This is a genomic window from Actinokineospora sp. UTMC 2448 (assembly GCF_024760565.1).
In the GTDB taxonomy this organism is placed as follows: domain Bacteria; phylum Actinomycetota; class Actinomycetes; order Mycobacteriales; family Pseudonocardiaceae; genus Actinokineospora; species Actinokineospora fastidiosa.
This window is the reverse complement of record NZ_CP031087.1, coordinates 4026166-4049966: the sequence shown is the minus strand read 5'-3', so window position 1 is coordinate 4049966 and position 23801 is coordinate 4026166. Positions and strand designations below refer to the sequence as shown.

The 23801-nt window shown below is 73.6% G+C and carries 27 protein-coding genes; 12 read left to right on the top strand and 15 right to left on the bottom strand.

Annotation, left to right across the window (positions count from 1 at the left end; all coding sequences use genetic code 11):
- Positions 1 to 10: 10 nt before the first annotated feature.
- Genes Actkin_RS18385 through Actkin_RS18375 form a run of 3 tightly spaced genes read right to left on the bottom strand, consistent with a single transcriptional unit; the run spans position 11 to position 3920 of the window.
- Positions 11 to 1762 carry an ArnT family glycosyltransferase gene (locus Actkin_RS18385; protein ID WP_258903560.1) on the bottom strand — a complete coding sequence of 584 codons (1752 nt, stop codon included), beginning with the start codon at positions 1760 to 1762 and terminating at the stop codon, positions 11 to 13.
- A gap of 51 nt (positions 1763 to 1813) precedes the next feature.
- Positions 1814 to 3214, bottom strand: a complete 1401-nt coding sequence (locus tag Actkin_RS18380) for a sensor histidine kinase (protein WP_258903559.1) — start codon at positions 3212 to 3214, stop codon at positions 1814 to 1816.
- Positions 3192 to 3920 (bottom strand): response regulator transcription factor, encoded by a 729-nt coding sequence (locus Actkin_RS18375; RefSeq protein WP_308425884.1) that lies wholly within the window; start codon positions 3918 to 3920, stop codon positions 3192 to 3194. Before Actkin_RS18375 ends, Actkin_RS18380 begins: the two co-directional genes overlap by 23 nt.
- 118 nt (positions 3921 to 4038) lie before the next feature.
- Here Actkin_RS18375 and Actkin_RS18370 point away from each other — a divergent pair, with 118 nt between their 5' ends.
- A complete protein-coding gene (locus tag Actkin_RS18370) occupies positions 4039 to 4590 on the top strand; it encodes a hypothetical protein (protein WP_258903558.1) in 552 nt (183 codons plus the stop codon).
- A gap of 22 nt (positions 4591 to 4612) precedes the next feature.
- Here Actkin_RS18370 and Actkin_RS18365 read toward each other — a convergent pair whose 3' ends face one another.
- Together Actkin_RS18365 and Actkin_RS18360 are read right to left on the bottom strand one after the other, a co-directional pair.
- A complete protein-coding gene (locus tag Actkin_RS18365; RefSeq protein ID WP_189210753.1) occupies positions 4613 to 4900 on the bottom strand; it encodes a hypothetical protein in 288 nt (95 codons plus the stop codon).
- A gap of 562 nt (positions 4901 to 5462) precedes the next feature.
- The gene (locus Actkin_RS18360; RefSeq protein ID WP_258903557.1) at positions 5463 to 6077 is read right to left on the bottom strand and encodes an alpha-ketoglutarate-dependent dioxygenase AlkB; all 615 of its coding nucleotides are present in this window, start codon (positions 6075 to 6077) and stop codon (positions 5463 to 5465) included.
- A gap of 162 nt (positions 6078 to 6239) precedes the next feature.
- Here Actkin_RS18360 and Actkin_RS18355 point away from each other — a divergent pair, with 162 nt between their 5' ends.
- Positions 6240 to 6584: a hypothetical protein gene (locus Actkin_RS18355; protein ID WP_189210751.1), complete on the top strand. Its 345-nt coding sequence runs from the start codon at positions 6240 to 6242 to the stop codon at positions 6582 to 6584.
- A gap of 127 nt (positions 6585 to 6711) precedes the next feature.
- Positions 6712 to 7008, top strand: coding sequence for a hypothetical protein (locus Actkin_RS18350; RefSeq protein ID WP_189210750.1), 297 nt, complete (start codon positions 6712 to 6714; stop codon positions 7006 to 7008).
- Positions 7009 to 7068: 60 nt separating this feature from the next.
- Here the strand turns inward: Actkin_RS18350 and Actkin_RS18345 are convergent, their stop codons facing one another.
- The 3 genes from Actkin_RS18345 to Actkin_RS18335 form a co-directional block, all read right to left on the bottom strand.
- On the bottom strand, positions 7069 to 9402 hold the full coding sequence (locus Actkin_RS18345; RefSeq protein WP_258903556.1) for a glycoside hydrolase family 65 protein: 2334 nt from the start codon (positions 9400 to 9402) through the stop codon (positions 7069 to 7071).
- Positions 9399 to 10139, bottom strand: a complete 741-nt coding sequence (locus Actkin_RS18340) for an HAD family hydrolase (protein WP_258903555.1) — start codon at positions 10137 to 10139, stop codon at positions 9399 to 9401. The genes Actkin_RS18345 and Actkin_RS18340 overlap by 4 nt, the downstream gene beginning before the upstream one ends.
- Positions 10140 to 10383: 244 nt before the next feature.
- Positions 10384 to 10746 carry a hypothetical protein gene (locus Actkin_RS18335; RefSeq protein ID WP_258903554.1) on the bottom strand — a complete coding sequence of 121 codons (363 nt, stop codon included), beginning with the start codon at positions 10744 to 10746 and terminating at the stop codon, positions 10384 to 10386.
- An 81-nt stretch (positions 10747 to 10827) separates the two neighbouring features.
- Here Actkin_RS18335 and Actkin_RS18330 point away from each other — a divergent pair, with 81 nt between their 5' ends.
- From Actkin_RS18330 to Actkin_RS18295, 8 genes are all read left to right on the top strand, one after another.
- Positions 10828 to 11250: a hypothetical protein gene (locus Actkin_RS18330; protein WP_189210746.1), complete on the top strand. Its 423-nt coding sequence runs from the start codon at positions 10828 to 10830 to the stop codon at positions 11248 to 11250.
- 110 nt (positions 11251 to 11360) lie between these two features.
- Positions 11361 to 11690, top strand: a complete 330-nt coding sequence (locus Actkin_RS18325) for a hypothetical protein (RefSeq protein WP_189210745.1) — start codon at positions 11361 to 11363, stop codon at positions 11688 to 11690.
- On the top strand, positions 11674 to 11973 hold the full coding sequence (locus tag Actkin_RS18320) for a DUF6235 family protein (protein ID WP_189210744.1): 300 nt from the start codon (positions 11674 to 11676) through the stop codon (positions 11971 to 11973). The genes Actkin_RS18325 and Actkin_RS18320 overlap by 17 nt, the downstream gene beginning before the upstream one ends.
- Positions 11974 to 12101: 128 nt before the next feature.
- Positions 12102 to 12650 (top strand): DUF6423 family protein, encoded by a 549-nt coding sequence (locus Actkin_RS18315; RefSeq protein ID WP_258903553.1) that lies wholly within the window; start codon positions 12102 to 12104, stop codon positions 12648 to 12650.
- Positions 12651 to 12727: 77 nt separating this feature from the next.
- On the top strand, positions 12728 to 13978 hold the full coding sequence (locus Actkin_RS18310; protein WP_258903552.1) for an NAD(P)-binding protein: 1251 nt from the start codon (positions 12728 to 12730) through the stop codon (positions 13976 to 13978).
- A complete protein-coding gene (locus Actkin_RS18305) occupies positions 13975 to 14406 on the top strand; it encodes a DUF6187 family protein (protein WP_258903551.1) in 432 nt (143 codons plus the stop codon). The genes Actkin_RS18310 and Actkin_RS18305 overlap by 4 nt, the downstream gene beginning before the upstream one ends.
- A gap of 13 nt (positions 14407 to 14419) precedes the next feature.
- Entirely contained in the window at positions 14420 to 14974 is a 555-nt protein-coding gene (locus Actkin_RS18300) for a carboxymuconolactone decarboxylase family protein (RefSeq protein WP_258903550.1), read from the top strand.
- Positions 14975 to 14983: 9 nt separating this feature from the next.
- Entirely contained in the window at positions 14984 to 16342 is a 1359-nt protein-coding gene (locus tag Actkin_RS18295) for a DUF2867 domain-containing protein (protein ID WP_258903549.1), read from the top strand.
- A gap of 331 nt (positions 16343 to 16673) precedes the next feature.
- On the opposite strand, the gene Actkin_RS18290 is transcribed toward Actkin_RS18295, so the two are convergent.
- The 7 genes from Actkin_RS18290 to Actkin_RS18260 all read right to left on the bottom strand — a co-directional run bounded on the left by Actkin_RS18290 (position 16674) and on the right by Actkin_RS18260 (position 22397).
- Entirely contained in the window at positions 16674 to 17822 is a 1149-nt protein-coding gene (locus Actkin_RS18290; protein WP_258903548.1) for an oxygenase MpaB family protein, read from the bottom strand.
- 86 nt (positions 17823 to 17908) lie between these two features.
- Positions 17909 to 18856: a pirin family protein gene (locus Actkin_RS18285; RefSeq protein WP_258903547.1), complete on the bottom strand. Its 948-nt coding sequence runs from the start codon at positions 18854 to 18856 to the stop codon at positions 17909 to 17911.
- Positions 18857 to 18889: 33 nt separating this feature from the next.
- Entirely contained in the window at positions 18890 to 19729 is an 840-nt protein-coding gene (locus Actkin_RS18280; protein ID WP_258903546.1) for an oxygenase MpaB family protein, read from the bottom strand.
- Positions 19722 to 20963 carry an MAB_1171c family putative transporter gene (locus Actkin_RS18275; protein ID WP_258903545.1) on the bottom strand — a complete coding sequence of 414 codons (1242 nt, stop codon included), beginning with the start codon at positions 20961 to 20963 and terminating at the stop codon, positions 19722 to 19724. The genes Actkin_RS18280 and Actkin_RS18275 overlap by 8 nt, the downstream gene beginning before the upstream one ends.
- Positions 20960 to 21178 (bottom strand): hypothetical protein, encoded by a 219-nt coding sequence (locus tag Actkin_RS18270; protein WP_189210737.1) that lies wholly within the window; start codon positions 21176 to 21178, stop codon positions 20960 to 20962. The genes Actkin_RS18275 and Actkin_RS18270 overlap by 4 nt, the downstream gene beginning before the upstream one ends.
- 204 nt (positions 21179 to 21382) lie before the next feature.
- A complete protein-coding gene (locus Actkin_RS18265) occupies positions 21383 to 21988 on the bottom strand; it encodes an ImmA/IrrE family metallo-endopeptidase (protein ID WP_189210736.1) in 606 nt (201 codons plus the stop codon).
- The gene (locus Actkin_RS18260; RefSeq protein ID WP_189210735.1) at positions 21981 to 22397 is read right to left on the bottom strand and encodes a helix-turn-helix domain-containing protein; all 417 of its coding nucleotides are present in this window, start codon (positions 22395 to 22397) and stop codon (positions 21981 to 21983) included. Before Actkin_RS18260 ends, Actkin_RS18265 begins: the two co-directional genes overlap by 8 nt.
- Positions 22398 to 22537: 140 nt before the next feature.
- Here Actkin_RS18260 and Actkin_RS18255 point away from each other — a divergent pair, with 140 nt between their 5' ends.
- Positions 22538 to 23758, top strand: a complete 1221-nt coding sequence (locus Actkin_RS18255) for an MFS transporter (protein ID WP_189210734.1) — start codon at positions 22538 to 22540, stop codon at positions 23756 to 23758.
- Positions 23759 to 23801 lie beyond the last annotated feature (43 nt).

Genomic DNA, 23801 nt, shown 5'->3' with positions numbered 1-23801 from the left:
CCTGTGCGGCTCATCGGGCCGTGAGGTCGTAGACGGCGACCCCGCCGATGGTGGTGGGGGTGAAGGTGGTCTCCACCCACTCGGCGATGCGGTGCGCCTCGTCGCTGCCGGTGTCGCCGCGCATCATGGTGCTCTCGATGTAGTAGTGGATCTCCTTGCGCCGCACCAGGTCCTGGAACTCGGCGAGGGTCGGTGCGGGATCGGTGCCGTTGAACCCGCCCAGGGCGAGCACAGGTGCTCCTGCGGCCAGCTGGTACCCGGCGGCGTTGTTGGAGCCGAGCGCGGCGGCCGCCCAGGTGTAGCGGTCGGCGTCGGCGGCCAGCGCCGCGGCCAGCTCGGGCTCCGGCGTCGGCGCGCTCAGGAGCCCGCCGCCGACCATCATCCCGCCCGAGCGCGGCCCCACGGTGGGGATCGCGCCCTGGTGCGGCACCGCGGCCGTGGCGACGGAATACAGCGCAGGGGCGAGGAACGCGGCGGTGAGCGCGAGTCCCGCGGCCGCGGTCGTCCTGGCCCCGACGGCGATCAGCACGACGGCCGCCGCCGCCAGGACCGCGACGGCGGGACGCAGCCACGGCAGCCACTCGCCGTCGAGCAGGACCCACGCCTGGACCGCGCAGACGACAACGCCGGTGGCGAGCAGCGGGGCGTTGCGGCCGCGCCAGGCCGCCGTCGCGGCGATCCCGATCAGCGCGCCGATGGCGGGCGCGAGCGCGACCGCGTAATAGCTGTGGACGATGCCCTGCATGTAGGTGAAGACCAGGCCGGTGACGACGAGCCAGCCGCCCCAGATCAGCAGCGCCGCCCGCGTGCGGTCCGTGCGCGGCGCGGAGCGGGTGAACCACATACCCGCGCCGAGGGCGATGAGCGCGGCGGGCAGCAGCCACGCGATGTCCTGGCCCATCTCCCAGCCCAGCAGCCGCGCCCAGCCCGGGCTGCCCCAGCCCGCGCCGCCGCCGACACTGCCCACCTCGTCGCCGTTGAGCCGCCCGATCCCGTTGTAGCCGAGGGTGAGTTCGAGGACGCTGTCGGTCTGCGACCCGCCGATGTGGGGCCTGCTGCCCGAGGGGATCAGCTCCACCACCGCGACCCACCAGCCGCCCGCCGCGACCACCGCGCCGAGGGCGATCGCCAGGTCCCGGACGCGCCGCCGCAGGCGCACCGGCGCGGCGACCAGGTAGGCGAGGCCGAGACCGGGCAGGACCAGGAACGCCTGCAGCATCTTCGTGAGGAACCCGAGGCCCACGGCGACACCCGCCAGCGCGAGCCACCGCGCGCTCCCGCCCTCGACCGCCCGGACCGTGGCGTAGGCGGCGGCGATGAGCAGCAGGACGAGCAGCGCGTCCGGGTTGTTGAACCGGAACATCAGCGCCGCCACCGGGGTGACGGCCAGCGCGGCGCCCGCGATCAGCCCCGCGGCGGGGCCGGACCAGCGCCGGACGGTCGCGTACAGCAGCCAGACCGACGCGACCCCGGCCAGCGCCTGCGGCAGCAGGACGCTCCAGCCGCTCAGGCCGAACAGCCGCACCGACAGGCCCATGACCCAGACGGCGGCGGGTGTCTTGTCCACCGTGATCCCGCCCGCGGCGTCCGTCGCGCCGAAGAACAGCGCCCACCAGCTCTCGGCGCCCGCTTGGGCGGCGGCCGAGTAGTAGGCGTTCGCCCAGCCCGACTCGTCCAGGCCGACCAGGTACAGCGCGGCCGTCGCCGCGAGGAGTCCGATGAGGGGCCAGTGCGGCCTCGTGCGTGCGGCGACCAGCGTCATACGGCCACCGTCGGGCCGGGCGCTGGGTCGATCTTGTGCGCTGGCTGTGCGCTACCTGTGGAGCCGGATGGCGAACCGCGTCCGCCCCGGCCTGCTCTCCACGCTCACGCCGCCGCCGTGCGCGGCGACGACCGCGGCCACGATCGCCAGCCCCAGGCCGGTGCTGCCCGCCGCGCGGGACCGTGACGTGTCGCCGCGCGCGAACCGCTCGAAGACGGTCGGCAGCAGGTCGGCGGGGATGCCGGGGCCGTCGTCGGTGACCGTGAGCGTGACGGTCCCGCCGCGAGTGGACAGCGCGGTCGTGACGGTGGTGCCCGGCGGGGTGTGGGTGCTGCCGTTCACCAGCAGGTTGGCCACGACCTGGTGCAAGCGCGCGGCGTCGCCGGTCGCGGTGACCGGCTCGGCGGGCAGGTCGAGGCGCCAGCGGTGGTCAGGACCGGACACCTGGGCGTCGCCGACCGCGGTGACCACCAGCGCGGACAGGTCGACGGGCTCGCGCAGCAGCGGACGGCCGGAGTCCAGCCTGGCCAGCAGCAGCAGGTCCTCCACCAGCGCGGTCATCCGCCCGGACTCGGAGTCGACGCGGGCCAGCGCGTGGGCGACGTCCGCGGGGAGGCCGTCGTCGCGGCGGGCCAGCTCGGTGTAGCCGCGGATGGCCGCGAGCGGCGTGCGCAGCTCGTGGCTGGCGTCGGCCACGAACTGGCGCACCCGCGTCTCGCTCTCGTGCCGGGCAGCGAGGGCGTCGCCGACGTGGTCGAGCATGCGGTTGAGGGCCGCGCCGACCTGGCCGACCTCGGTGCGCGGGTCGGTGTCCCCGGCCGGGACGCGGTCGGGCAGGGTCACCTCGCCCTCGTGCAGCGGCAGCTCGGCGACGCGCCGGGCGGTCGCGGCCATCCGGTCGAGCGGGGTGAGGGCGCGGCGGACGAGCAGCGCGCCCGCCACGCCCGCGACCGTCAGGCCGATGAGCGACACGCCGCCGAGCACGAGCCCGACCGTCCACAGGGTGTCGTGCACGTCGGTCAGCGGCAGCCCGGTGACGACCACCGTCTGGGGATCGATCCGCACTGCCACCACCCGGTAGGTGCCCAGGCCGCCGAGGTCGCGCTCGCGGATCACGCCGTCGGCGGGCAGCGTGTGCAGCGGCGCGAGGTCGGTGAGCGCGCGGCGCTCGCCGGAGGGCGTCTGGACCTGGGCGAGCAGCCGGTCGCCGTCGACGATGACCGCGTCGATCGTGCCGGTCTCCTGGCCGGGCGGCGCCGGTCGGGGCGGGCCGGGCTGCGCCACGGCGCGGGCGCTGGCCGCCATGAGGTCGTCGTCGAGGCGGTTGAGCAGGAACGCCTGCAGGGCGACCATGACCGTCACGCCGATGACCAGGCACACCATCGCCAGCAGGACCGTCTGCTCGGCGATGAGCCGGGCGCGCAGCGAGCTAGCCCGCGGGCTTGAGGACATACCCGGCCCCGCGCATCGTGTGGATCATGGGGGACCGGCCCGCGTCGATCTTCTTGCGCAGGTAGGAGATGTAGAGCTCGACGATGTTGGCCTGGCCGCCGAAGTCGTAGTGCCACACCCGGTCGAGGATCTGCGCCTTGCTCAGCACGCGGCGCGGGTTGCGCATGAGGTAGCGCAGCAGCTCGAACTCGGTCGCGGTGAGTGTGATCTCGACGTCGCCGCGGCGGACCTCGCGGGTGTCCTCGTCCAGGGTGAGGTCGCCGACGGCCAGCAGCCTGCGCCCGCCGGCCTCGGCGATGCCGGAGCGGCGCAGCAGGGCGCGCAGCCGCAGGACCAGCTCCTCGACGCTGAACGGCTTGGTCACGTAGTCGTCGCCGCCCGCGGCCAGGCCGGTGATGCGGTCCTCCACGGCGTCCTTGGCGGTGAGGAACAGCACCGGCATCTCGGCGGCCTCGGCGCGCACGCGGCGCAGCACCTCCGTGCCGTCGAGGTCGGGCAGCATCACGTCTAGGACGACGACGTCCGGCCGAAACTCGCGGGCGGCCCGCACGGCGCTGCCGCCGTCACCGGCGCTGCGCACCTCCCAGCCCTCGTACCGCAGCGCGATCGTGACGAGTTCGGCCAGCGTCGGCTCGTCGTCGACGACGAGCACCCGCACGGGCGCCCCGTCGGGCCTGCGCAGCTCCGGGCGTCTCATGGCGTCCATGGTCGGGGGCGATCCTGTGGAACACCTGTGCGCACAGAGTCCGCCCACCGCATGCACAGGCGGCGCACAGGGTCCGCGGCGACGGTGGGTGTCGACAGTTCCGTCTGAGGAGGACGCGTTGACCGAGACCCCCGCTGACCCGCAGCCCGTGGAACCCACCTGGGGCGCGGCCCCCGAGGAGCCGCGCCGCTGGAACTGGCGCAAGACCGCCGTCGCCGCCGCGGTCGCCGTCGGCATCGCGGCCGCCGGTGGCGCCGCCGTCTGGGCCGCCAGCACGGCCGCGGGCGAACACGACGGCCGCGGCGGCGGCCCGATGATCCGCATGGCAGGCCCGATGGGCGACGTTGCCGCCCTTCATGGCGAGACGGTGATGAAGAACGATGACGGGGAGTACTACACCCAGCTCACTCAAACCGGTGAAATCCTGGAAATCACGGACGACTCGGTGACAGCCCGCAGTGAGGACGGCTTCACCCGCACGTATGTCATCACCGGCGACACGATGGTGCAGTCAGCGGAGGTGGGGGACAAGGCGATGATCGTGGCGGTGCTGGAGGGCGACACCGCAACGGCGGAGTCGGTCGTGGACGTCGCCGAGATGAAGCCGCCCGGCGGCGTCCACCGAGGCGGCGGCCCAGCGGGCCCCGACGACGCCCCTGACGGTCCGTGACGGTCACTTCGGCCCGCGACGGTCACTTGTCGACCGGGTCGACCACCTTCGCGGCCGCCGCGATGATCGACCACAACGGGCTCCGCGTCCGCTCGTAGTACACCCGCCGGTTAGCGGGCTCGCGGTACTCGGTGAGCATGCCCAGATCCACCAACCGCCCCAACTCGACCCCGGTGGCCGACTGCGCGATCACGGTCTTGGGCGGCTCGGACTGGAAGAACCGCGGCCCGGCGTGCTGATAGATCCACAACGCCAGCCGCAGCCTGCTCGGCCTGCCGAACAAGAGCCTGCCCACGTCACCGGCGTCCATGCCTCTCCTGAGCTCGCAAGTCCCTATCCAGTTTCAAGATAGCGGCCGAGGTGCTGGATGGGCAATGGGGAGCGTGGAGGACGGTATGGGGATACAACTATCAAGATAGTGGGCCTAAGGGGAAGAGCACCGCAGTGTGGGTCGGCGGGGGCGGTGCAGCTATCCCGGGGGAGTGCAAAGCAGCATCGAGGAGAGGAGGTGACGCCCGCCGGGAAGGGCAGGCCAGAGCCGTCCATCCCACAGCCGATGACCACGTCCCGCACGCTAGACCCCTCGGCACAGCTAGACCGGCCAAAGCGCCAGCTGAGCGCCCTAGCCGCCCTCTGTCCACGCCGTCGCCGCACCCACCTGCGGCCACCGAGCCTTATGCCGCCTGCGGTCATGCGTCATCACCGCAGCCCGCTAGACCTGCGTCCGCCGGACCGTCAACCGCCCGACCGCGCTGCCCAGCCGATGGTAGGTCGGTGGTGCGCCGTCACCCGGGGCTGCGGTGGCTCGCAGCGGTGCCCGTGCCAGGTGTCGAGTCGCCTTCTCCGTCGCGCCGCTGGCCGAGCCTTCCGCCTCAGCGGACGCCGCTGGGGCGGAATTGGATGCTGATGCGGGGGCCGACCGGCTTGGCTGTCTTCGGGATGGCGTGGTCCCAGGTGCGTTGGCAGTCCCCGCCCATCACCAGGAGGTCGCCGTGGCCGAGGGGGTGGCGGAGGGTCTCGCCGCCGCCTCGGGGGCGGAGGTGGAGGGATCGTGGGGCACCGACCGAGAGGATGGCGACGTGGGTGTCCTCGGTGGCGCCCCGGCCGATGCGGTCGCCGTGCCAGGCGACGCTGTCGCGGCCGTCTCGGTAGTAGCAGAGGCCCGCGGTGGTGAACTCGACGCCGTAGTGGGCGGTCAGGGCGGCCCGGGCCTCGGTGAGGATCGGGTGGGGGAGTGGGGCGCCCTCCCGGTAGAACGAGAGCAGCCGGGGAACGGCGACGACGCCGTCGTACATTCTACGCCTCTCCGCCCGCCACGGAACCGATTCGGAAAGGTGGGCGAAGACCTCGTCCGCGCCGGAAAGCCAGCCGGGGAGCAGGTCGATCCATGCCGTCGCCGACAGCGGGGCGCGGCGGATTCCGGTCAGTGGAGCCAGTTCCGGATCACCGGGCCCGTCGAGCAGCGACTGTTGCAGTGGCAAGGACATGCGTCCAGTGTAACTCCTGTGTCGAACACCTGTGCGGTGAATCGATTATTTAACGGAGCCGTCCCCAACTCGCCCGGTGAGTTTCCGCACAATCGCAGTAGGGTATTCGGTGGGCCCCGCCGCCACCCCCCAGACGAATCGAGGCCGCTCCTCATGACCCTTATGTCCACAACAGACCGCACGCTGACCGCGCACCCGGGTTCGACGGAGGCCGCCGCCGTCCCGCGTGCCCGTTTCACCCCGCCGCCGCGGCCCAATGTGGTGCGGCCGCGGCCCGGCCTGCGGCTGGCGGCCTCGATCGACCGGGTGCTGGCCGATCCGACCGCGGACGTGGCGGTCGCCGAGCTGACCGCCGGGCTGGCGTGGACCGCGGCCCTGGGCGAGACCTGCCTGCTCACCGGCGCCGTGGCCGACGTGCGCCGGGGCATCGCGGCGCTGCGCGCGGGCAAGCCGGTGCTCGCGGTCGCGTCCCTGGAGGCGGCGCGCGCCGACCTCCCCATCCTCTGAGATCGTCCACTCAGGACCATCGGGCCGGTCACCCACCCGGGTGGCGTGACCGGCGTCACCGCCGCTCGCGATCCATGCTCCCTATGACCGACCCGCATCGGCGCGGGCCGACCCTCCAGGAGCCGCCATGACCCGTCAGTTGGACGCACCACCCGCGCTCGGATCGCCTTCGCCCGGCCTGGACCTCCGCCGGGCCGTCGAGGCCGCCCTGGTCGCCCTGGACTCGCCGTCGCCCAGCCATGACCTGGTGGCCGACGACCTGCTGGGCGCACTCGCCCGCACCGCCGCCATCGGCGACACCTGCGTCGTGCTGCCCGCCGCCGAGGCCGTCGGCCTCGCCCGCAGGCACCTGCGGGCCGAGCGGACCGACGCCGCGCACACCGCCCTCACCCAGGCGCTGGCGCTGCTGTCCCGCCGTCCCTGAGACCCCGACGTCCCTGAGACGACCGGCACGCGGCCGTCCCCACAAGGGGCGGTCGCGTCGTCATTTCCGGCGCGGCTCCCGCCCGGGCGGCGGCGACGGGATGGGGAACTCCGGGACCGGCGGGATCGCCATCGACACCGGTTCCGGGCCGATCTCCACCGGCTCGCCGTGGTGGGCCGACCGCACCGGGTCGCCGCTCACCAGCCGGTAGGACGCGGTGTCCCGCTCGATCTCCACGCAGATCCGGCTGCCCCGCCAGCACATCCGGAACGACGCCCGCGACAGCGCGCTCGGCAGCCGGGGCGCGAAGGTGAGCTCGCCGTGGTGGTCGCGCATGCCGCCGAACCCGGCGACGAGCGCCAGCCACGCCCCGGCCAGCGACGCCATGTGCAGCCCGTTGCGCACGTTCTCGTGCAGGTCCTGCAGATCGATCAGCGCCGTCTCGGCCAGGTAGTCGAAGGCGAGGTCCAGGTGCCCGCACTCGGCGGCCACCACGGCCTGGGTCGCTGCCGAGAGCGAGGAGTCGCGGATGGTGCGCGCTTCGTAGTAGGCGAAGTCCGCCGCCTTCTGCTCCAGCGTGAACAGGTCGCCGCGCAGGTGCAGGGCCAGCACGAGGTCGGCCTGCTTGACGACCTGCTTGCGGTACAGGTCGAAGTACGGGTAGTTGAGCATCAGCGGGTAGTTGTCCTCGGGCGTGCCCGCGAAGTCCCACGGCTCGTGCGAGGTGAACCCCTCCGACTGCGGGTGCACGCCGAGCAGGTTGTCGAACGGGACGCACATCTCCTCAGCCGCGTGCCGCCACGCCGCCAGCTCGTCGGCGTCGACCCCGAGCCGTTCGGCCGAGTCCGGGTTGCGCTCGCACGCCGCCACCGCCTCGGTCAGGTTCTTCTGGGCCATGACGTTGGTGTAGATGTTGTTGTCCACCACCGCGGTGTACTCGTCGGGCCCGGTGACGCCATCGATGCGGAACCCGTCGTGCGGGTCGTAGTGGCCCAGCGACATCCACAGCCGTGCGGTCTCCACCAGCAGCTCGGTGCCCTCGTTGCGGTCGAAGTCCCCGTCCTCGGTGGCGGCGACGTAGCGGGAGACCGCGTCGGCGATGTCGGCGGAGACGTGGAACGCCGCCGTGCCCGCGGGCCAGTACGCCGAGCACTCCGCGCCGTTGATGGACCGCCACGGGAACGCCGCGCCCTTCTTGCCCAGCACGTGGGCGCGCTCGCGGGCCTTCGGCAGCGTGCTGTGCCGCCAGCGCAGGGCGTCGCGGGCGGCGGCGGGCACGGTGTAGGTCAGCACCGGCAGCACGAACGTCTCGGTGTCCCAGAACGCGTGCCCGTCGTAGCCGGGCCCGGTCAGCCCCTTGCCGGGGATGGCCCGGTTCTCCCCGCGCACGCCCGCCTGCACGATGTGGAACAGCGCGAACCGCAGCGCCTGCTGCAGCTCGGGGTCGCCGTCGATCTCGACGTCGGCGACGTCCCAGAAGTCGTCGAGGAACCGGCGCTGCTCGGCCAGCAGCCCGGCCCATCCGGTCTGCCGCGCGCCCGCCAGCGCCGCCTCCACCTGCGCGCGCAGCGCGGGCGCGGAGCGCTGCCCGGACCACCCGTAGCCGAGGTACTTCGTCACGCACAGCCGCTCGCCGAGCCCGACGTCGACCGCGGCGGTGAGCCGGGCCAGGTCCGTCTCCACCGTGAGCCCCGAGCGCAGGTTGTCCGGCGAGGTGATCTCGTGGTCCATGCCCGCGGCCATGCGCAGCTCGGACTTGCGGGTGCGGTGGACCAGGACCGCGCGCTCGCCCTCGCCGTGCTGGAACTCCGCCACCAGCGGGTCGCGCAGCGCGGCGGCCACCCGGGGGTCGCGGCTCTCGGAGACGATGGGCTCGTTGGCCAGCAGGTCGGACTGCACGACCAGCTGCAGCGGCCGGTCGACCGGCTCGACCTCGTAGCGGATCGCGGCCACCGCGCGCTGGGTGAACGACACCAGCCGCTGGGAGCGCAGCCGCACGAGCGCCCCGGTCGGGGACTCCCACTCCGTCTCGCGGGTGAGCACGCCGGTGCGGAAGTCGAGGGTGCGCTGGTGGGAGTGCGCCTTGCCGTAGCGCATGTCCAGCGGCTCGTCGTCGATCAGCAGCCGGATGATCTTGCCGTCGGTGACGTTGACGATCGTCTGGCCCGCCTCCGGGTAGCCGTAGCCCGCCTCGGCGTAGGGCAGGTCGTGGGCCTCGTAGAAGCCGTTGAGGTACGTGCCCGGCAGGCCGACGGGCTCGCCCTCGTCGAGCGAGCCGCGCAGCCCGATGTGCCCGTTGCTCAACGCGAAGGTCGACTCTGTCCGGTGCAGGTTGTCCACCGCGAGCCCCCGCCAGCGCAGCTCCCACGGCGCGCACTCGAACCCCGGGATCACGGCGCCCCCAACAGGTCGGCCAGGTCGTCGACGACGATGTCCGCGCCGCGGGCGCGCAGCGCGTCGGCGTGGTCGGGGGTGCCCGCGCGGTTGACGCCCACCACGTAGCCGAAGCCGCCCGCCGTGCCCGCCTCGACGCCGGAGATGGCGTCCTCGAACACGGCAGTGCGCTCCGGGGACGCGCCGAGGGCCCGGGCGCCGGCGAGGAAGGAGTCCGGCGCGGGCTTGCCCGCCAGCCCGTCCCTGGCGATGACGACGCCGTCGACGCGGGCCTGCACGTACTCGGTCAGGTGCGCGGAGGCGAGCACGGCCTCGCCGTTGGCCGAGGACGTCACCACCCCGATGGCCAGGCCCGCGTCCCGGGCGGCCTTGAGGTAGGCGACGGACCCGGCGTACGGCTCCACGCCCTGCTCCTCGATAGTGGCCAACAGCAGTTCGTTCTTGCGGTTGCCGACCCCGTGCACGGTGGGCAGCTCGGGGGAGTCGTCGGGCGTGCCCTCCGGCAGGGTGATGCCCCGGGTGGCGAGGAAGGTGCGCACGCCGTCGGCGCGCGGGCGGCCGTCGACGGAGGCGAGGTAGTCGACGTGGGTGAACGGCTCGCGGTCACCCTCGGGCCACCCGGCGAGGAAGCCGTCGAAAGTCTTGCGCCACGCGGCCTCGTGCAGTGTCGCGGTGCTGGTCAGCACCCCGTCGAGGTCGAAAAGGCAGGCGGTCGTGGAATCGGGCAGTCCGATCATCCCCCGAAGCTACCGTCGTGGCGGCCGACCGGCAGGTCGGTGAGCAGGGTCACGCTCCGTGAGGAACGTTTAGTGGCGGCCGCGCGTTGAAGAGGTGTCGCCGCCTGCAGCAGGGCCGGTCGACGTTTCCCAGGCGGACACGTCCCCCGTCCGCTCGGACGCACGTCGCAGCCGGCGCGCCGGCGACCTGGACCGCCGACCGGACAGTCATCCCCCAGCCCGTCCGGTCGGCGGTTCCCTTTAGTCACTCGGGGTGATCCTCACGCAGGGACTTCGCCACGGACCCGCCCGCCTCGTCGGCCGACTGGCCGCGGCCCGCCGCCTCGGTCGGCGGCCGGTGCAGGCGGTCGACGGGCGGGGCCTCCTCGGGCCCGCCCTCGAGGCGGTCGGCGTCCTCGGCGGGGGCCTCCGGGTCGGGCACCGGGATGTCCGGCTCCTCCTCGGCCAGTTTGCTGTCCAGGCTCTCGCCCTCGCGGGCCTCGTTCGGGGTGGTGCCGTGGTTGGTCGCCTCGGCCCACCGCTCGGGTGGTTCGACGCCCGCCTCCAGGGGGTCGAGGTCAAGGGATTCCTCGTCCAGGCTCTCGGCCTGGCTGCGGTCGCTGGTCATGCCGGGGCAGTACCCGTTTCGCGCCGGGGCGAACCGGGTACCTCACGGCCAGTGATCGCCGCTCTAGGAGGGAGACCGCTCGTGGATGACGGCACCTATCTGGCCATTCTCGTGCTCGGCGTCGTACTGGTCGCGGTCGACGCCGCCATCATCTACCGCAGCGGCCTGCGCTACCTGGTCCGTTCCTACGCCGACCCCGCGTCGGCGAAGTCGATGGCCCGGCTCGTGACCACCCTGTTCAGCATCGCCGTCCTCGGCGTGCTCCTGCTGATCACCGCGACCGACATCGGCGAGGGCGACGGGGTGCAGGCGATCGCGCTGCGCCTGGGTATCGTGTTGATCCTGATCGCCGTGGCGCACGCCATCACGATCAAGGTGCTGACGCGGATGCGCGACCGGCTCGACACCGAGAACAAGACCAAGCAGCACTACGGCGACCCGTCCACTCGCGACGTGCCCGATGTCCCTCCACAGAGCACCGTTCGGCGAAACGTGACGGGATAACGGTTTCGGCGTGACAGCTTCCCGGTCGGCCGGTGCTCCTCGCACTGGCCGACCGGACGTCGTCGGTCGCACACTGGAACTCGCCCAGCCCGCGGCGAGGGGAGTGCGAGATGACGGCGATGGCGGCCCGCGCAGGGTCAACCCGCAGCAAGGCCGACGCCAGGATGGCCGACGTGATCACCGTCGCGCTGTCCGCGCTGCCCCCGAAGGGCCGCAGGGTCGCGATGCGCAGGCTCGCGCTCGCCCTGGCCAACCAGCAGCGCACCGGTGACACCACCGTCGTGCGCCACTACCTGGAGAGCCTGGTGCTCACCGCCCGCATGATGCGCACGCCGGGATATGCCGAGGCCGTCGCCGCTCCGTCACAATCCGAGGCGGACCTCGATGTGGGGGACGTGATCGGCAGGCTGGAGGCGCACGACCGTGACCCGGGAACGTAGACGGCTGCGGCTTTCGCTCGGCATGGCCCAGCTCGAGGAGTGGGCGGCCACCGCGGGCCAGGCGGACAAGAACGCCCTGTACAAGATGCTGTTCGCCGTGGCGGACGGCTCGGTGTTCCGCACCTACAAGGTGCTCGACGACGTGCAGAAGGTCGGCGAGTTCTTCGTGCTGGTGCGCGAGGACCTGGTCGTCAAGGTGTCCTTCCCCCGGCCGGGGACCTTCGGCGTGCTCTACATCGGCTCGCCCGCCGACGGGCCGTTCAGCGACGCGGACGCTGCCTGATCGGCCCTTCGGCTGCGGGGGCCAGGGCCGATCAGCCCAAACTCCGCACCGCTTCGTTGAGCTTTGCCCGATCCCTGTGCCAGCCTGGCGACGAGGGTCTCGCCAGGTGTTCCCCGAGGAGGTTCCCAGTGTCGTCTTTGGACGTTCCCGGCCTGGACATGTCCAGCCGGGTCCGGGCCCGTGACATCCAGATGGCCGCCGTCGCCGACGTGCGCCGCCGGGTCCTGATGATCTCCGGCGCCGTCGACGTCAGCGGCCACGACGTGTCGATGTCGATCAACCTGCCCGAGCCCGGCCGCTGGCAGGTCATCAAGTCCGAGACCAACCTGACCGACCAGACCTGGCTGGCCATGCAGGTCACCACCGACGAGAACACCCACTTCGTCGACAGCCAGGAGACGCTGATCCTCTCCCGGCAGTTCACCAGGACCTTCCTCACCCCGGACCTGAGCAGGCTCACCTTCTTCGACGGCGAGGTCCGCCCCGGCGAGGCCGTGCTGATGGCCTTCGACATCGAGGCCACGAGCCGCAAGCCCGCCTACGCCCACGCCCGCTACGTCGCGGGCGACGACGAGACCCCCGAGCAGATCGCGGCGAACCTCGAGCGCGTCGTTGCCGACGGCATCGCCCAGCGGCCGATGGTCGAGATGATCGTCCCGGTCACCGTCATCGGCTGATTTCGGCGGCGGCGGGAGCGCGTCTCCCGCCGCCGTTCCACCACCTGGCGTCTGGGGGATCGGTGCCGTCTGTCTTCATGCCATCGCCGGAGCTGCTGGACTCGCCGCGGCGGCGGCCGTGGCCCGGCCTCACCCCGCTGCCCGCCCACCGCGCCGACACCCCGCCGGAGCGGGTGGCCGTCGCCGTCGTCGGCGCCGGTCCCGCGGGCCTGGCGGTGGCCTCGGCGCTGTGGCACCTCGGGATCGAGGACGTGGCGCTGCTCGACGCTGGCGAGCGCACGTGCGGGCGGTTCCTCGACCGCGTCGACCGGCTGGGCCAGCGGGTGCTGCGCTCGCCGTACGAGCACCACCCCGGCGTCGAGGGCTACCGCGACTGCGAGCTGCTCGACTTCGCCCGCCTGCACTGGGGCCTGCTGACCCCGGTCGAGCGCCGCGAGGTGCGCATGGCGCAGGCCGGGCACCGCTCGGTCGTGCCGCTGGACGTCTTCGAGGCCTTCTGCGGACACGTCGCCGACGCGCATGCCGTGGGGGAGCGCACGTGGCGCGCCACCGTGCGGTCGGTCGTCCCGCGCGCGGAGGACGTCGTCCTGCGCACCGACACCGGGGACGTGCGGGCGCGCTACGTCGTGCTGTGCCTGGGCGAGGAGCGCGGCACGGCTCCCGACGGCTGGCACGCGGGGTACTGGGACGAGCCCGTGCCCGACGACGGCCCGCTGGTCGTCGTCGGCGCGGGCCTGAGCGCGGCGCACCTGCTCGCCGACGCGCTGGCGGCGGGTCGCGAGGCGCACTGGGTGATGCGCGCGAGCCAGGAGCGGTACCAGTGCGCCGACGTCAACGCCGCGTTCTTCCGGCCGGAGGGCCGCGCCCGGTTCCAGGACACGCCCTGGGAGCGGCGGCTCGACCTGATGTCCCGGCACCGGCGCGCGTCGGTGATGTTCGAGTTCCGGCCGCTGCTGGAGGCGGCCGAGGCCGACGGCAGGCTGACCGTGCACCGCGGCGTCGAGGTCGAGTCCGTCGCCGACGGGCGGGTGCGGCTGGCCGACGGCCGGGTCGTCGCGGGCGGGCACGTCGCGCTGTGCCTGGGCACCAGGCCGTCGATCGGCGCGGGCCTGCTGCCCGACGCGGTGGTCAACGCCGTGGACGGCTGGCCGGACCTCGACCCGCGCACCCTGTCCTACACGCACGCGCCGCGCGTCCTCGCCGTCGGCGCGGCGACGGCCATGGCACTGGGCCCGGCGGCCCGCAACATCGACGGACACCGCGTCGCCACCGCCCGCGTCGCGGGCGCGGTGGCGGCCGGGCTGCGCGCGAAGGTGGGAGCACCGTGACCGAGACCCGCGTGGCCGAGCAGACCGACCTGCGCTTCGCGATGCCCGCGGTGGACGACCCGGTCGACACCGAGGTGGGGATCATCCTGCTCGGCCTCGACGCCGACCGGCTGCTCGCAGGCCTGGGCATGACCTCGCTGGCCGACGACCCCGGCCGGGTCGCGGTGACCGTCGACCGGATGCGCCACGGCCGCCCCGGCCTGGACGCCGACGGCCTGGTGCGGGCGGGCGCGGGCTACTGGCGCGCCATCCGGCCGTCGATCGCCGCTGCCTATCCCGAACCGGCGGCGTCGGCGTCGGTGCGCCAGTCGTGGAACCGCGCGTACCGGGCACTCGACACGCCCGCGCTGGGCCCGATCGGCCTGGCCACCCGCGTCTACCTGACCGCATGCTGGCTGCGCCGCGCCGACGTGGATGCGCTCACCTGAACCCGTGGAGAGGATGCCCGACGTGCCCCACCTTCCGTCGCTGCCCGATGACGCGCGCCTGGTCGACGTGTTCAAGCGCTACCCGGAGACCTCGCTGCCGCTGCTGGCCTACCACGAGACCGTGATGCGCGGCCCGTCGCCGTTCAGCCTGGGCGAGCGCGAGTTGATCGCGGCGTACGTCTCCGGGGTGAACGCCTGCGCCTACTGCCACGGCGTGCACACCGAGACCGCGCAGCGGTTCGGCGTCCCGGAGGGGCTGCTGGCCGCCGCGCTGGCCGACCTCGACGGCGCGCCCGTCGACGAGCGGCTCAAGCCGGTCCTGCGCTACGTCGGCAAGCTCACCGCCACGCCGTCGCGGGTCACCGCCGAGGACGCCGCCGAGGTGTTCGCCGCGGGCTGGGACGAGAAGGCCCTGCACGACGCGGTGATGGTGTGCGCGCTGTTCAACTTCATGAACCGGATGGTGGAGGGGCACGGCATCACCGCCGACGCCGCGTACTACGCGCTGTCCGGCAAGCGCCTGCACGACATCGGCTACGACGGGCTGGCGCGTCAGCTGGCCGCCTAGAGTGGGGGCATGAGTCGCTGCTTGGTGCTCGGGGCGCGCGGCTACGTCGGCACCCTGCTGACGCCAGCGCTGCGCGCCGCGGGCCACGCCGTCCGGACGATGTCGCGCTCGCAGCCCCCCGGCCCCGACGCCGTGCGCGGCGACGTGGCCGACGGGGCGGCGCTCGACCGGGCGATGTCCGATGTGGACGTCGTGTACCACCTGGTGCACTCGATGGACCGCGCGGACTACGCGGCCGTGGACGCCGACATCGCCCGCGGGGTCGCGGCGGCGGCCGCGCGCGCCGGGGTGCGCCAGATCGTCTACCTGGGCGGTCCGTCCCCTGTGGACCAGCCCATGTCGGAGCACCTGGCATCGCGGACCGAGGTGGGCGAGGTGTTCCTCGCCGGTCCGGTGCCCGCGCTGGTGCTGCGCGCGGCGATGGTGGTCGGGGCTGGCTCGACGAGCTTCGAGCTCCTGGCCAGGGCCGCGCGGTCGGCCCCGATCGTGCTGCGGCCGTCGTGGATGGACAACCGCAGCCGCCCCATCGCGGTGCGCGACGTGCTGTACCACCTGGTGCGGGCGGCGTCGTCCGGTCCGGTGACGATGGCGGCCGACATCGCGGGGCCGGAGACGGTGACGTACCTGGAACTCGTGCAGCGCTGCGCCCGGATCGCGGGCCTGCCGTGGCGGGTGCCGGTCCCGGTCGCGGGCATCCCCGTGGCCGCGACGGCGGCGGCCGTCACCGACCTGCCCGCACCGCTGGTGCGCGCGCTGGTGGAGTCGTTGAAGCACGACCTGGTGCCGTCGGAGGTCCTGGACCCGCCACCGGGCGGCGGGACGTCGCTGGACCGTGCGCTGCGGGAGGCGCTGGGCGTGGGCGACCCGCCCGCGATGCCCGACGAGGGGACGCCAGGCGTGATCCGGCAGGTCCGCCGCGAGCGCGTGGCCGCCCCGCGCGCAGCGCTGGCCGAGCGGATCGCCGAGGTCGGCGGGAAACGCGGCTGGCCGGGCATCCCCGGCGCCTTCGCCCTGCGCGGCGCGATCGACCACCTCATCGGCGGCGTCGGCCTGCACCGCGGCCGCCCCACGACCCTGACGGTCGGCGACACCGTCGACTCGTGGACGGTGGCGGGCCGCACGGAACACGAGCTGACCCTGGTGTCGGACGTGCGGATGCCGGGCAAGGCATGGCTGCGCCTGTCCGCCCTGCCCGGCCGCACGCCTGCGGAGAGCGAACTCGAACAGACCGTGGCGTTCGCCCCGGACGGCCTCCCCGGCCGCCTCTACTGGCACCTCCGCAAACCCGCCCACGACATGGTCTTCGCCGCCCTGGCCCTCGGCCTCGCCCGCGAGACGACCAGGGAGGCGATGACCGGCCGGAGGTAAGGCAGCGAGCCTTGAGTGTGCTGGGCGAGCGCCGCGGGGCGAGGGTGGCGGGGTGTGGCGGGGCTGTGCGCCGGGTGAGCCCGGCAGGCCGAGGGCGGTCAGGTAGTCGGCGCCTGCCTGCTGTTCGGGTGGGTCGGTGGTGGTTCTGCTCTGGTGGGTGGGGTGTCTGTCGGGTGTTCGGGTGGGTCGGTGGTGGTCCTGCCCAGGTGATCGCGGCGTCTGCCACGTGCTCGCTGAATCGAGGGTGGTCGCGCCTGGGGAGTGCGGTGTCTGCGGCAGGGGCGGTGGTTGTGGTCGGGTGGTGGGTGTTGGGTCGACCTCGGTGGTTGTGTCAGGTGAGGGTGGGCTCGGGGGAGTGCGCTGGGCATTTGCCCGCTGCCGCCCAGCGTTCGCGGAGGTCGGTGGGGATGGTGAGGGTGGTGGACTGGCCGGTGGTGAGGGTGCGGACGCTGCCGCCCAGGAGGAGGGCGCCTGCTCGGTCGAGGACGGCCTCGGCCAGTTCGCTGCTGTCCTCGGCGCCCTCCGCCAGGCGGACCAGGCGGGTGCCGGTGCGGACGACGCGGCCCCAGGCGCGGGAACGCGGCACGCGCATCCAGTCGGCGACCTCCGGGTTGACCACCTGGCGGACCATCGCGGCGATGATGCCGTCGAACACCTTGCCGGGGAACAGGCGCTCGTACAGCGCCAGCAGGTCGCGGGTGAGGGCCGTGCCCTCCGTCGACGGGCCGTACGCGGCCTCGACCAGGGTGGCGCTGAGGTCGCGCGCCTCCGCCAGCGACTCGGGGACGGCGGAGGCCGGGATGCCGAGCATCTCGCCCGCCACGCGCCACACGTAGTAGTAGTCCTCGGCCTCCTCCTCCGTCACCGAGATCCCGATGCGGCGCATCCCCTGGATCACCTGCACGGAGAAGATCAGCAGCGCGCCGAGCATGTCCTGCTGGCAGACCGGGACCCCGTCGGCGGCGACGTCCCACCGGCCCGACGTGGTCAGCAGGTGGCGGACCGCGGCGTGGATCAGGCGGGTCTTCTGGACCGCGGGCACGAATCCGCCGCCCGTGCCGAACGCGTCGCGGCCCATCATCGACAGGACGAACTGGGAGGTCTCCGACAGCCTTCGGTGCGGCTGGTTGAGCCCGTGGGTCAGCGTCAGCGCGCGTGCCGCGCGTGGGTGGGCGTAGCAGTTCACCATCGCCCCGAACGTCAGCACGGAGGCGACGTGCACGCCGTCATCGACGAAGAACTCGTACGCCCGGGCCAGCCGTCGAGGGTCGGCCCACGCGGGCGGGTTGTCGGTGGCGATGAGGAACGCGCGCACCGACTCCGGCAGCTCCTCCGGGATGGGCTGGTCGTTGCCGCGGAAGTGGGCGAGCACGGCGTTCACGGCACGGGACCGGCCGCTCGCCACCAGGTCGGCGATCACCGCGTCGGCCTGCGGGTCTCCCTGGAACTTCAGCGCTTCCAGCGCTTCGGTGCTGGTCATCGGGTCCCGCCGTTCTTCGGTTGGGGTGGGGACCCTCCAGTCCAGCGGACCCGCGACCGGAACACCATGACACGATCGGCTGAACGCTAGCGCTCCCGGCCCCGGGGCAGGAGTGGGGTCGCGGGCAGCGGCGGCGCGGGCAGCGGGTCGCCCTCGTAGCCGGGGACGGGGCCGAAGTCGCCGCGCCGCCACGCCTGCGCCGCGGCCGAGACCTCCTCGCCCGTGCGCGCCACGAAGTTCCACCACATGACGATCTTCTCCGCGAACGGCTCCCCGCCGAGGAGCAGCGCGCGGGCCGTGCCCGACAGGCGCAGTTCGGTGCGGCCGCAGCCCAGGTAGACCAGCGCGCCCGGGCCGATCTCGCGCCCGTCGACCTCCAGCGGCCCGTCGACCGCGGCCACCGCGTACTCGAAGTCGCGCTCCAGCGGCAGGCGGGCGGACCCGGTGACGGTCAGGTCCGCGCCGATCAGCGGCGAGTGGACAGTGCCGGGGGAGCGGGCGCCGTCGAGGTCGCCCAGCAGGACGCGGGCGCTGACCCCGGGCGCGGTCAGCACCGGCAGTTCGGGATGGAACTCCCAGGACGCCTGGCGGTGGCGCGCCTCCTCGGGGAGCGCGACCCACAGCTGGGTGCCGTGCAGCATCGTCGGGTGCACGGGCGGGGACTGCTCGGAGTGCGCGATCGCCGAGCCCGCCGTCATCAGGCCGAGGGTGCCGGGCCGCAGGAGCTGGGCGCTGCCCAGGCTGTCGCGGTGGAACACCTCGCCCTCCAGCAGCCAGCTCACCGTCTGCAGGCCGATGTGCGGGTGCGGCGGCACCTGCATCCCGGGCGCGTCGGCGATGTCGTCGGGGCCGTAGTGGTCCAGGAAGCACCACGCGCCGACCATGCGCCTGCCGAGGGTGGGCAGCAGCCGCCGCACGGGCGTGCCGCCGAGCAGGACCTCGCGGGCGGGCAGCACGTCGAACACCGGGTCGGCCAGGACGTCGCCGCGCCCGCCGCACACCGTGACCGGGGGACGCAGGTCGAGGTTGCTCACGCAACCACTCTACGGCGGGTCACTTCGCGGCGGTCACTTCGCGGGAGGGCCGAGGCGGTCCAGCGTGTAGCCGTCCGGGTAGCCGGGGGTGACGCCGCCGGGGGTGAACGCCGACTCCGGGCGCGCGTCGGAGCGGCGCAGCAGCCGACCGCGCAGCCGGAACGCGCCGCGGATCGCCGCGCGGACCGGCGCGGGCGGCCCGGTCACGCCCAGGGCGTCGCGGACGACGTCGTCGAGCAGCGAGTTGCCCAGCGTGACGCCGAGGAAGCCCAGCCACTTCGGGAAGCGGTTGACGAACAGCCGGTGCGAGGCCGCCAGCAGGGCCTGGCCGTCCACGGTCGGCGCCAGGTGCTCGCGCTCGTAGGCGTCGAACCACTCGGCGAACTCCGCGTAGCTCGCCGGGATGCCGGTGATGCCCATGCGGGTGCCGAGCTCGGTGTAGAAGCGGTGGGCCGCGGCGTACTCGTGCGGGTGCGGCTTGCGGTAGCCGTAGGTCTCCAGCCAGCGCATCGGCGGGACCAGGAACACGCCCAGCACGTAGCGGAACTCGTCCTGGCTGATGTCCCACTTCTTGTGCATGGCGTTCATGGCGCGCAGCACCTTCTGCGAACGCTCGTGCTCGAAGCCGTGCGCGACGATCTCGAACACCATCAGGCCGGTGTCCTCGCCGCGCTTGATCGGCCGCGCGGTGATCTCGCCGCTCTTGGCCAGCGTCGCGCTGATCGACGGGATCGCGTACGTGCGGTAGAAGCTCATCTGCAGCGCGAGGAACACGTCGAACGGGAACTCGTACAGCGACGTGAGCTGGTATATCCGCAGGTAGTCGACCTCGGGGTCGAGGCGGCTGATCTCGGCGACGTGGCGCTCACGCATGGACGGTCCCCAGGTACTCGGACAGGACGGCGGTCGGGATCGGGCTGTCGCGGTGGGCGCGGGCGACGCGGCGCCACCAGTCGACCTCGTCGGCGAGGTCGCCGCCGCCGAAGCCGGGGCCCGCCCCGACGAGCTCGGCGCCCGGCTGGTCGGCCCGCCTGCGCAGGCCGACCTCGACGGTGGCCGCGGTGATGACGGCGGCGAGGTCGTCGCCGCGCAGACCGGCCTGCTCGCCCAGCTCGCGGGCGCGCACGGCGTAGGGGTCGTCCGGGGGGACGAGCGAGCGGATGTGGCGGGCGCCGTCCCAGGTCTCGACGACGGCGCGGTGCAGCCGGAAGGCGGCGTTGTCCAGCAGCAGCCAGTCCGGCATGACCCGGCTCGGCGGGATCAGCCCGATCTCCGGCATCGCCGTGCGGAAGCGGTGCCACAGCGGGTACAGCGCGCGGCGGGCCCGGTAGTGCTCCCACCACAGCCGGAGCGGCCCCCGCGGACGCCTGCCGAGGTGCGCCCCGGACGCGGCGAGCACGATGCCCAGCGCGGACAGCCCGGTCGCCGCGGGCATCAGCCAGCCCTCGACCGACGACACCGTCCAGCCCGGCGGGTGCCCGCTGACCTGGGCGAGCTGGTAGATGAACTTGTGCAGGCAGTACCCGAAGCCGAACACCGCCCCCACCGAAACCAGCGCGAGCCCGACGCTGAGCCAGCGGATGTGCCGCGCCTTGCGCGCCCAGCGCGCCGACAGCCGGGAGATGACCACGATCGCGGTGCCGAGGTACACGCTGAAGGTGATGAACGCCCACGCGCCCGCCGCCGTCGCCTGCCCGCCGGAGTCGTTGAGCCCGCCCGGCCCGTGCACGAAGTCGCGCGCACCGGGTTCGAGGGCGAACAGCACGCACATGACGACCGACGCGGCGACCGCGATCGCGCCCAGCGCCACCGCTTTGCCCCGCACGTCGTCCTCGGTCGAGTGCAGGAAGAACACGACGACCAGGTGCGCGGCGATCACCACGAGGACGTGCTGCACCGGCCAGGCGGCGTTGAACCCGGCCGCGGCGTTCACCACCGGGTACACCACCGGCAACTGCAGCGAGACCGCGATGGCCAGCGCCAGGCAGCCGAGGGTGAGCGCGCGCATGGCGGGGTTGCCGGAGTCGCGCAGGAAGTGCCGGAACTTGACCAGGGTCGCGGCCATCCCCACGACCACGGCGATGACCAACAGCGTCGCCGCGCTCATCTGCCCTCGCTCACCCGGAACGCCTGGCTGAGCCGGTCGCCGGGCTCGTCGCCCGTCCGCTCACGCACGGGCGCGAACCCGTCGACCCCCAACGGCGACGGCGGCGTCCGCTCGGCCAGGACCGGATCGGTCCGCAGCGGCCCGGACCGCTCGGCCCTGACCCCGACGGCCACCCCGACCCCGATGACCAGCAGGACCATGGCGATCGTGCTCACCGGCCCACCTCCCCGACCACGGCCGCGGGGCGCCTTCGACAGCGCGGAACGGCGCTCATCGGCCCGCCTCCCCGGCCACGGGGTGCGTTCGACAGCGCGCTCATCGGCCCACCTCTCCGGCCGCGACAGCGCGGGATGCCGCCTCCCTGGCCGCGTCCGGGTGCCTGCGACCGTGCGCCGCGGGGAGAGGCGATGCGGTGGGGGTCATCGGTCCTCCGGGTCGGTGGCGCCGAGGACCTGGGCCAGCCGGTCGACCACGCGTTCGTCCTCGGGGGCCAGGCGGACCGTCGGGCGGATGAGGGTGTGGCCGTCGACGCCGCGGCGGCGCCACAGCAGTGACGCGAACATCTCCGCCTCCACCTCCTGGCGGTCGGTGTAGCCGCGCCTGCCCAGCGCGGTCGAGAGCATGCGGCGCACCATTCCCGGGTCGAGGTCGGGCAGCAGGGTGGCCATCAGGTCGACGTCGTCGTCGAGCGGGGAGCCGCCCGCGCTGTGGCCCAGCACCAGGTGGCCCAGCTCGTGCATGATCGCGTTCTCGCGGAACGACGGGGACGTGCTGTCGTCGTAAAACAGGTAGTCGGCGTTCGGCAGGGCGACCAGCAGGCCGGTCATCGGGACCGGACGCCCGCCCAGCAGCGGGCCCATGGCCAGCAGCTCGATCGGACGCCCGCGCAGCTCGGCCAGCCGGGCGCAGAAGTCGGCGATGTCGAACGGCGCCCCCGGCTCGGCCGGGATGCCCGCGATCACGGAGTCGACGGCGTCGGAGACCCGGCGCCGCGCGCGGCGCAGCGAGACCGGACGCTCAGCCATCGCGCTCCCCGCGGGCGCGCTCGAGCTCGATGACCGCGTCGAGCATCTTGGTCACCGCGGCCAGCCCCTCGGCCGACACCATCGACGCGCGCTGCGCTATCCGCATCACACCGGTCGCCATCATGCGGTCAAGCATGGCCAACTGGTCGTCGACGCGGCGCGTCAGCCCCGGGTCGTCGAGGTAGAGGTAGCCGTGCGGCACCCCGAAGAAGGCCTCCAGGCTGCGCAGCAGGTTGATGCTGGGGTTGTCGCGCTGGCCCGATCTGAGGTAGCCGATCATCACCGGGGTGCAGCCGACGGCGCAGGCGACCTCCTTGTTCGTGTACTGCCGTTCCGCGTCCGGCCTGATCGAGGCGAACAGGGTGTTCAGCTTCGCCGCCAGCGTCGGGCCGCCGCCGGTCTCAGTCACGCTCGGTCCACTCTCTCGCTCACCCTCGGTGTCGGTCTTGATCTGATCGGGTGGAACCCCACCGACGACCGGACCGTGCCGCAAAACTGTCATAGCCTCAGCCGGGAAGATAGCCGCCATATCAGTTAATCGGTAGCGTCATGGCGGTCGACTGGGGGCATCTCGTGGGGGAGGTGGGGCAGACGTCGGGCGCGGTCTTCCGGGCGCTGGCCGTCGGCGAGGGGGTGTCCACCCTCGGCGACCAGCTCGCCCGCGTCGCGGTGGCCGTGCTGGTCTTCGACGCCACCGGGTCGGCGGCCGCCGCCGCGCTGACGTACGCCGCCACCCTGCTGCCCGACCTGGTCGCGGGCCCGCTGCTGGTCCCGCTGGCCGACCGCTACCCGCGCCGCCGGGTGATGGCCGTCGCCGCGCTGGTCCAGGCCCTGCTCTCGGCCGTGCTGGCCATCCCGTCCGCGCCGGTCGCGCTGATCGTCGCCGCGATCGCGGGCATCGCCGCCGCGGGCGCGCCGTTCCGGGCCGCGCAGGCGGTGACGGTGCGCGCGGTGCTGCCCGCCGAGGTCCACGGGCGCGGCCAGGCGCGCATGTCGATGGTGCGCGAGGCAGGCCAGCTCGCCGGGCTCGGCCTGGCGGCGGTCGTGGTCGGCCTGGTCGGCGTCAACGCCGCGTTCCTGATCAACGCCGGGTCGTTCGCCCTGGTGGCGGTGCTCGTCCTGGCGTACGTGCCCGCGCTCCCCGCGCCCGCGCGCGGGCCCGACCGCGTGCGCGGGACGGGGCTGCGCCTGCTGTGGGACGACCGACGGCTGCGGGTGCTCAACGCCCTGGTCCTCGTCGGCACGCTGGCGATCCTGCCCGACGCGGTGATGGTGCCGCTGGTGGTCGCGATGGGCGCCCCGGACTGGGTGGTCGGCCCGCTGCTGGCCGCCGACGTCGTCGGCTTCCTGCTGGCCTCGCTGGTGCTCGACCGCCGCGACGACGCCACCCGCCGCGCGCTGATCGGACCGCTCGTGGTGCTGAGCGTGCTCCCGCTCGCGGGGTTCCTCGTGAACCCCGGCCCGTGGACCGCGGCCGTGCTGCTCGTGCTGTCCGGCGTCGGCGCGGCGCACATCCCGGCCGTGCGCGCCGCGGTGCTGGAACTGGTGCCCGACGAGGCCGCCGGGCGCACGGTGGGCTGGGTGCGCACCGGGCTGCGCGCCGGTCAGGGCCTCGGGGTCGTCGTCGGCGGCGTGCTGGCCGACGTGCTCACCCCGGCCGGTGCGATCGGGGCGGTCGGCGTGGCGGGAACGGCCGCCGCGCTCGTGGGCGCGGCGGCCTGGCATCGGCGCCCGCCCGACCGGGCCGGACGCCTGGGGGTGTCGGTATGACCGACCGGATCACAAGTCGCGGTCGCCGCACATGGCAGTTCCT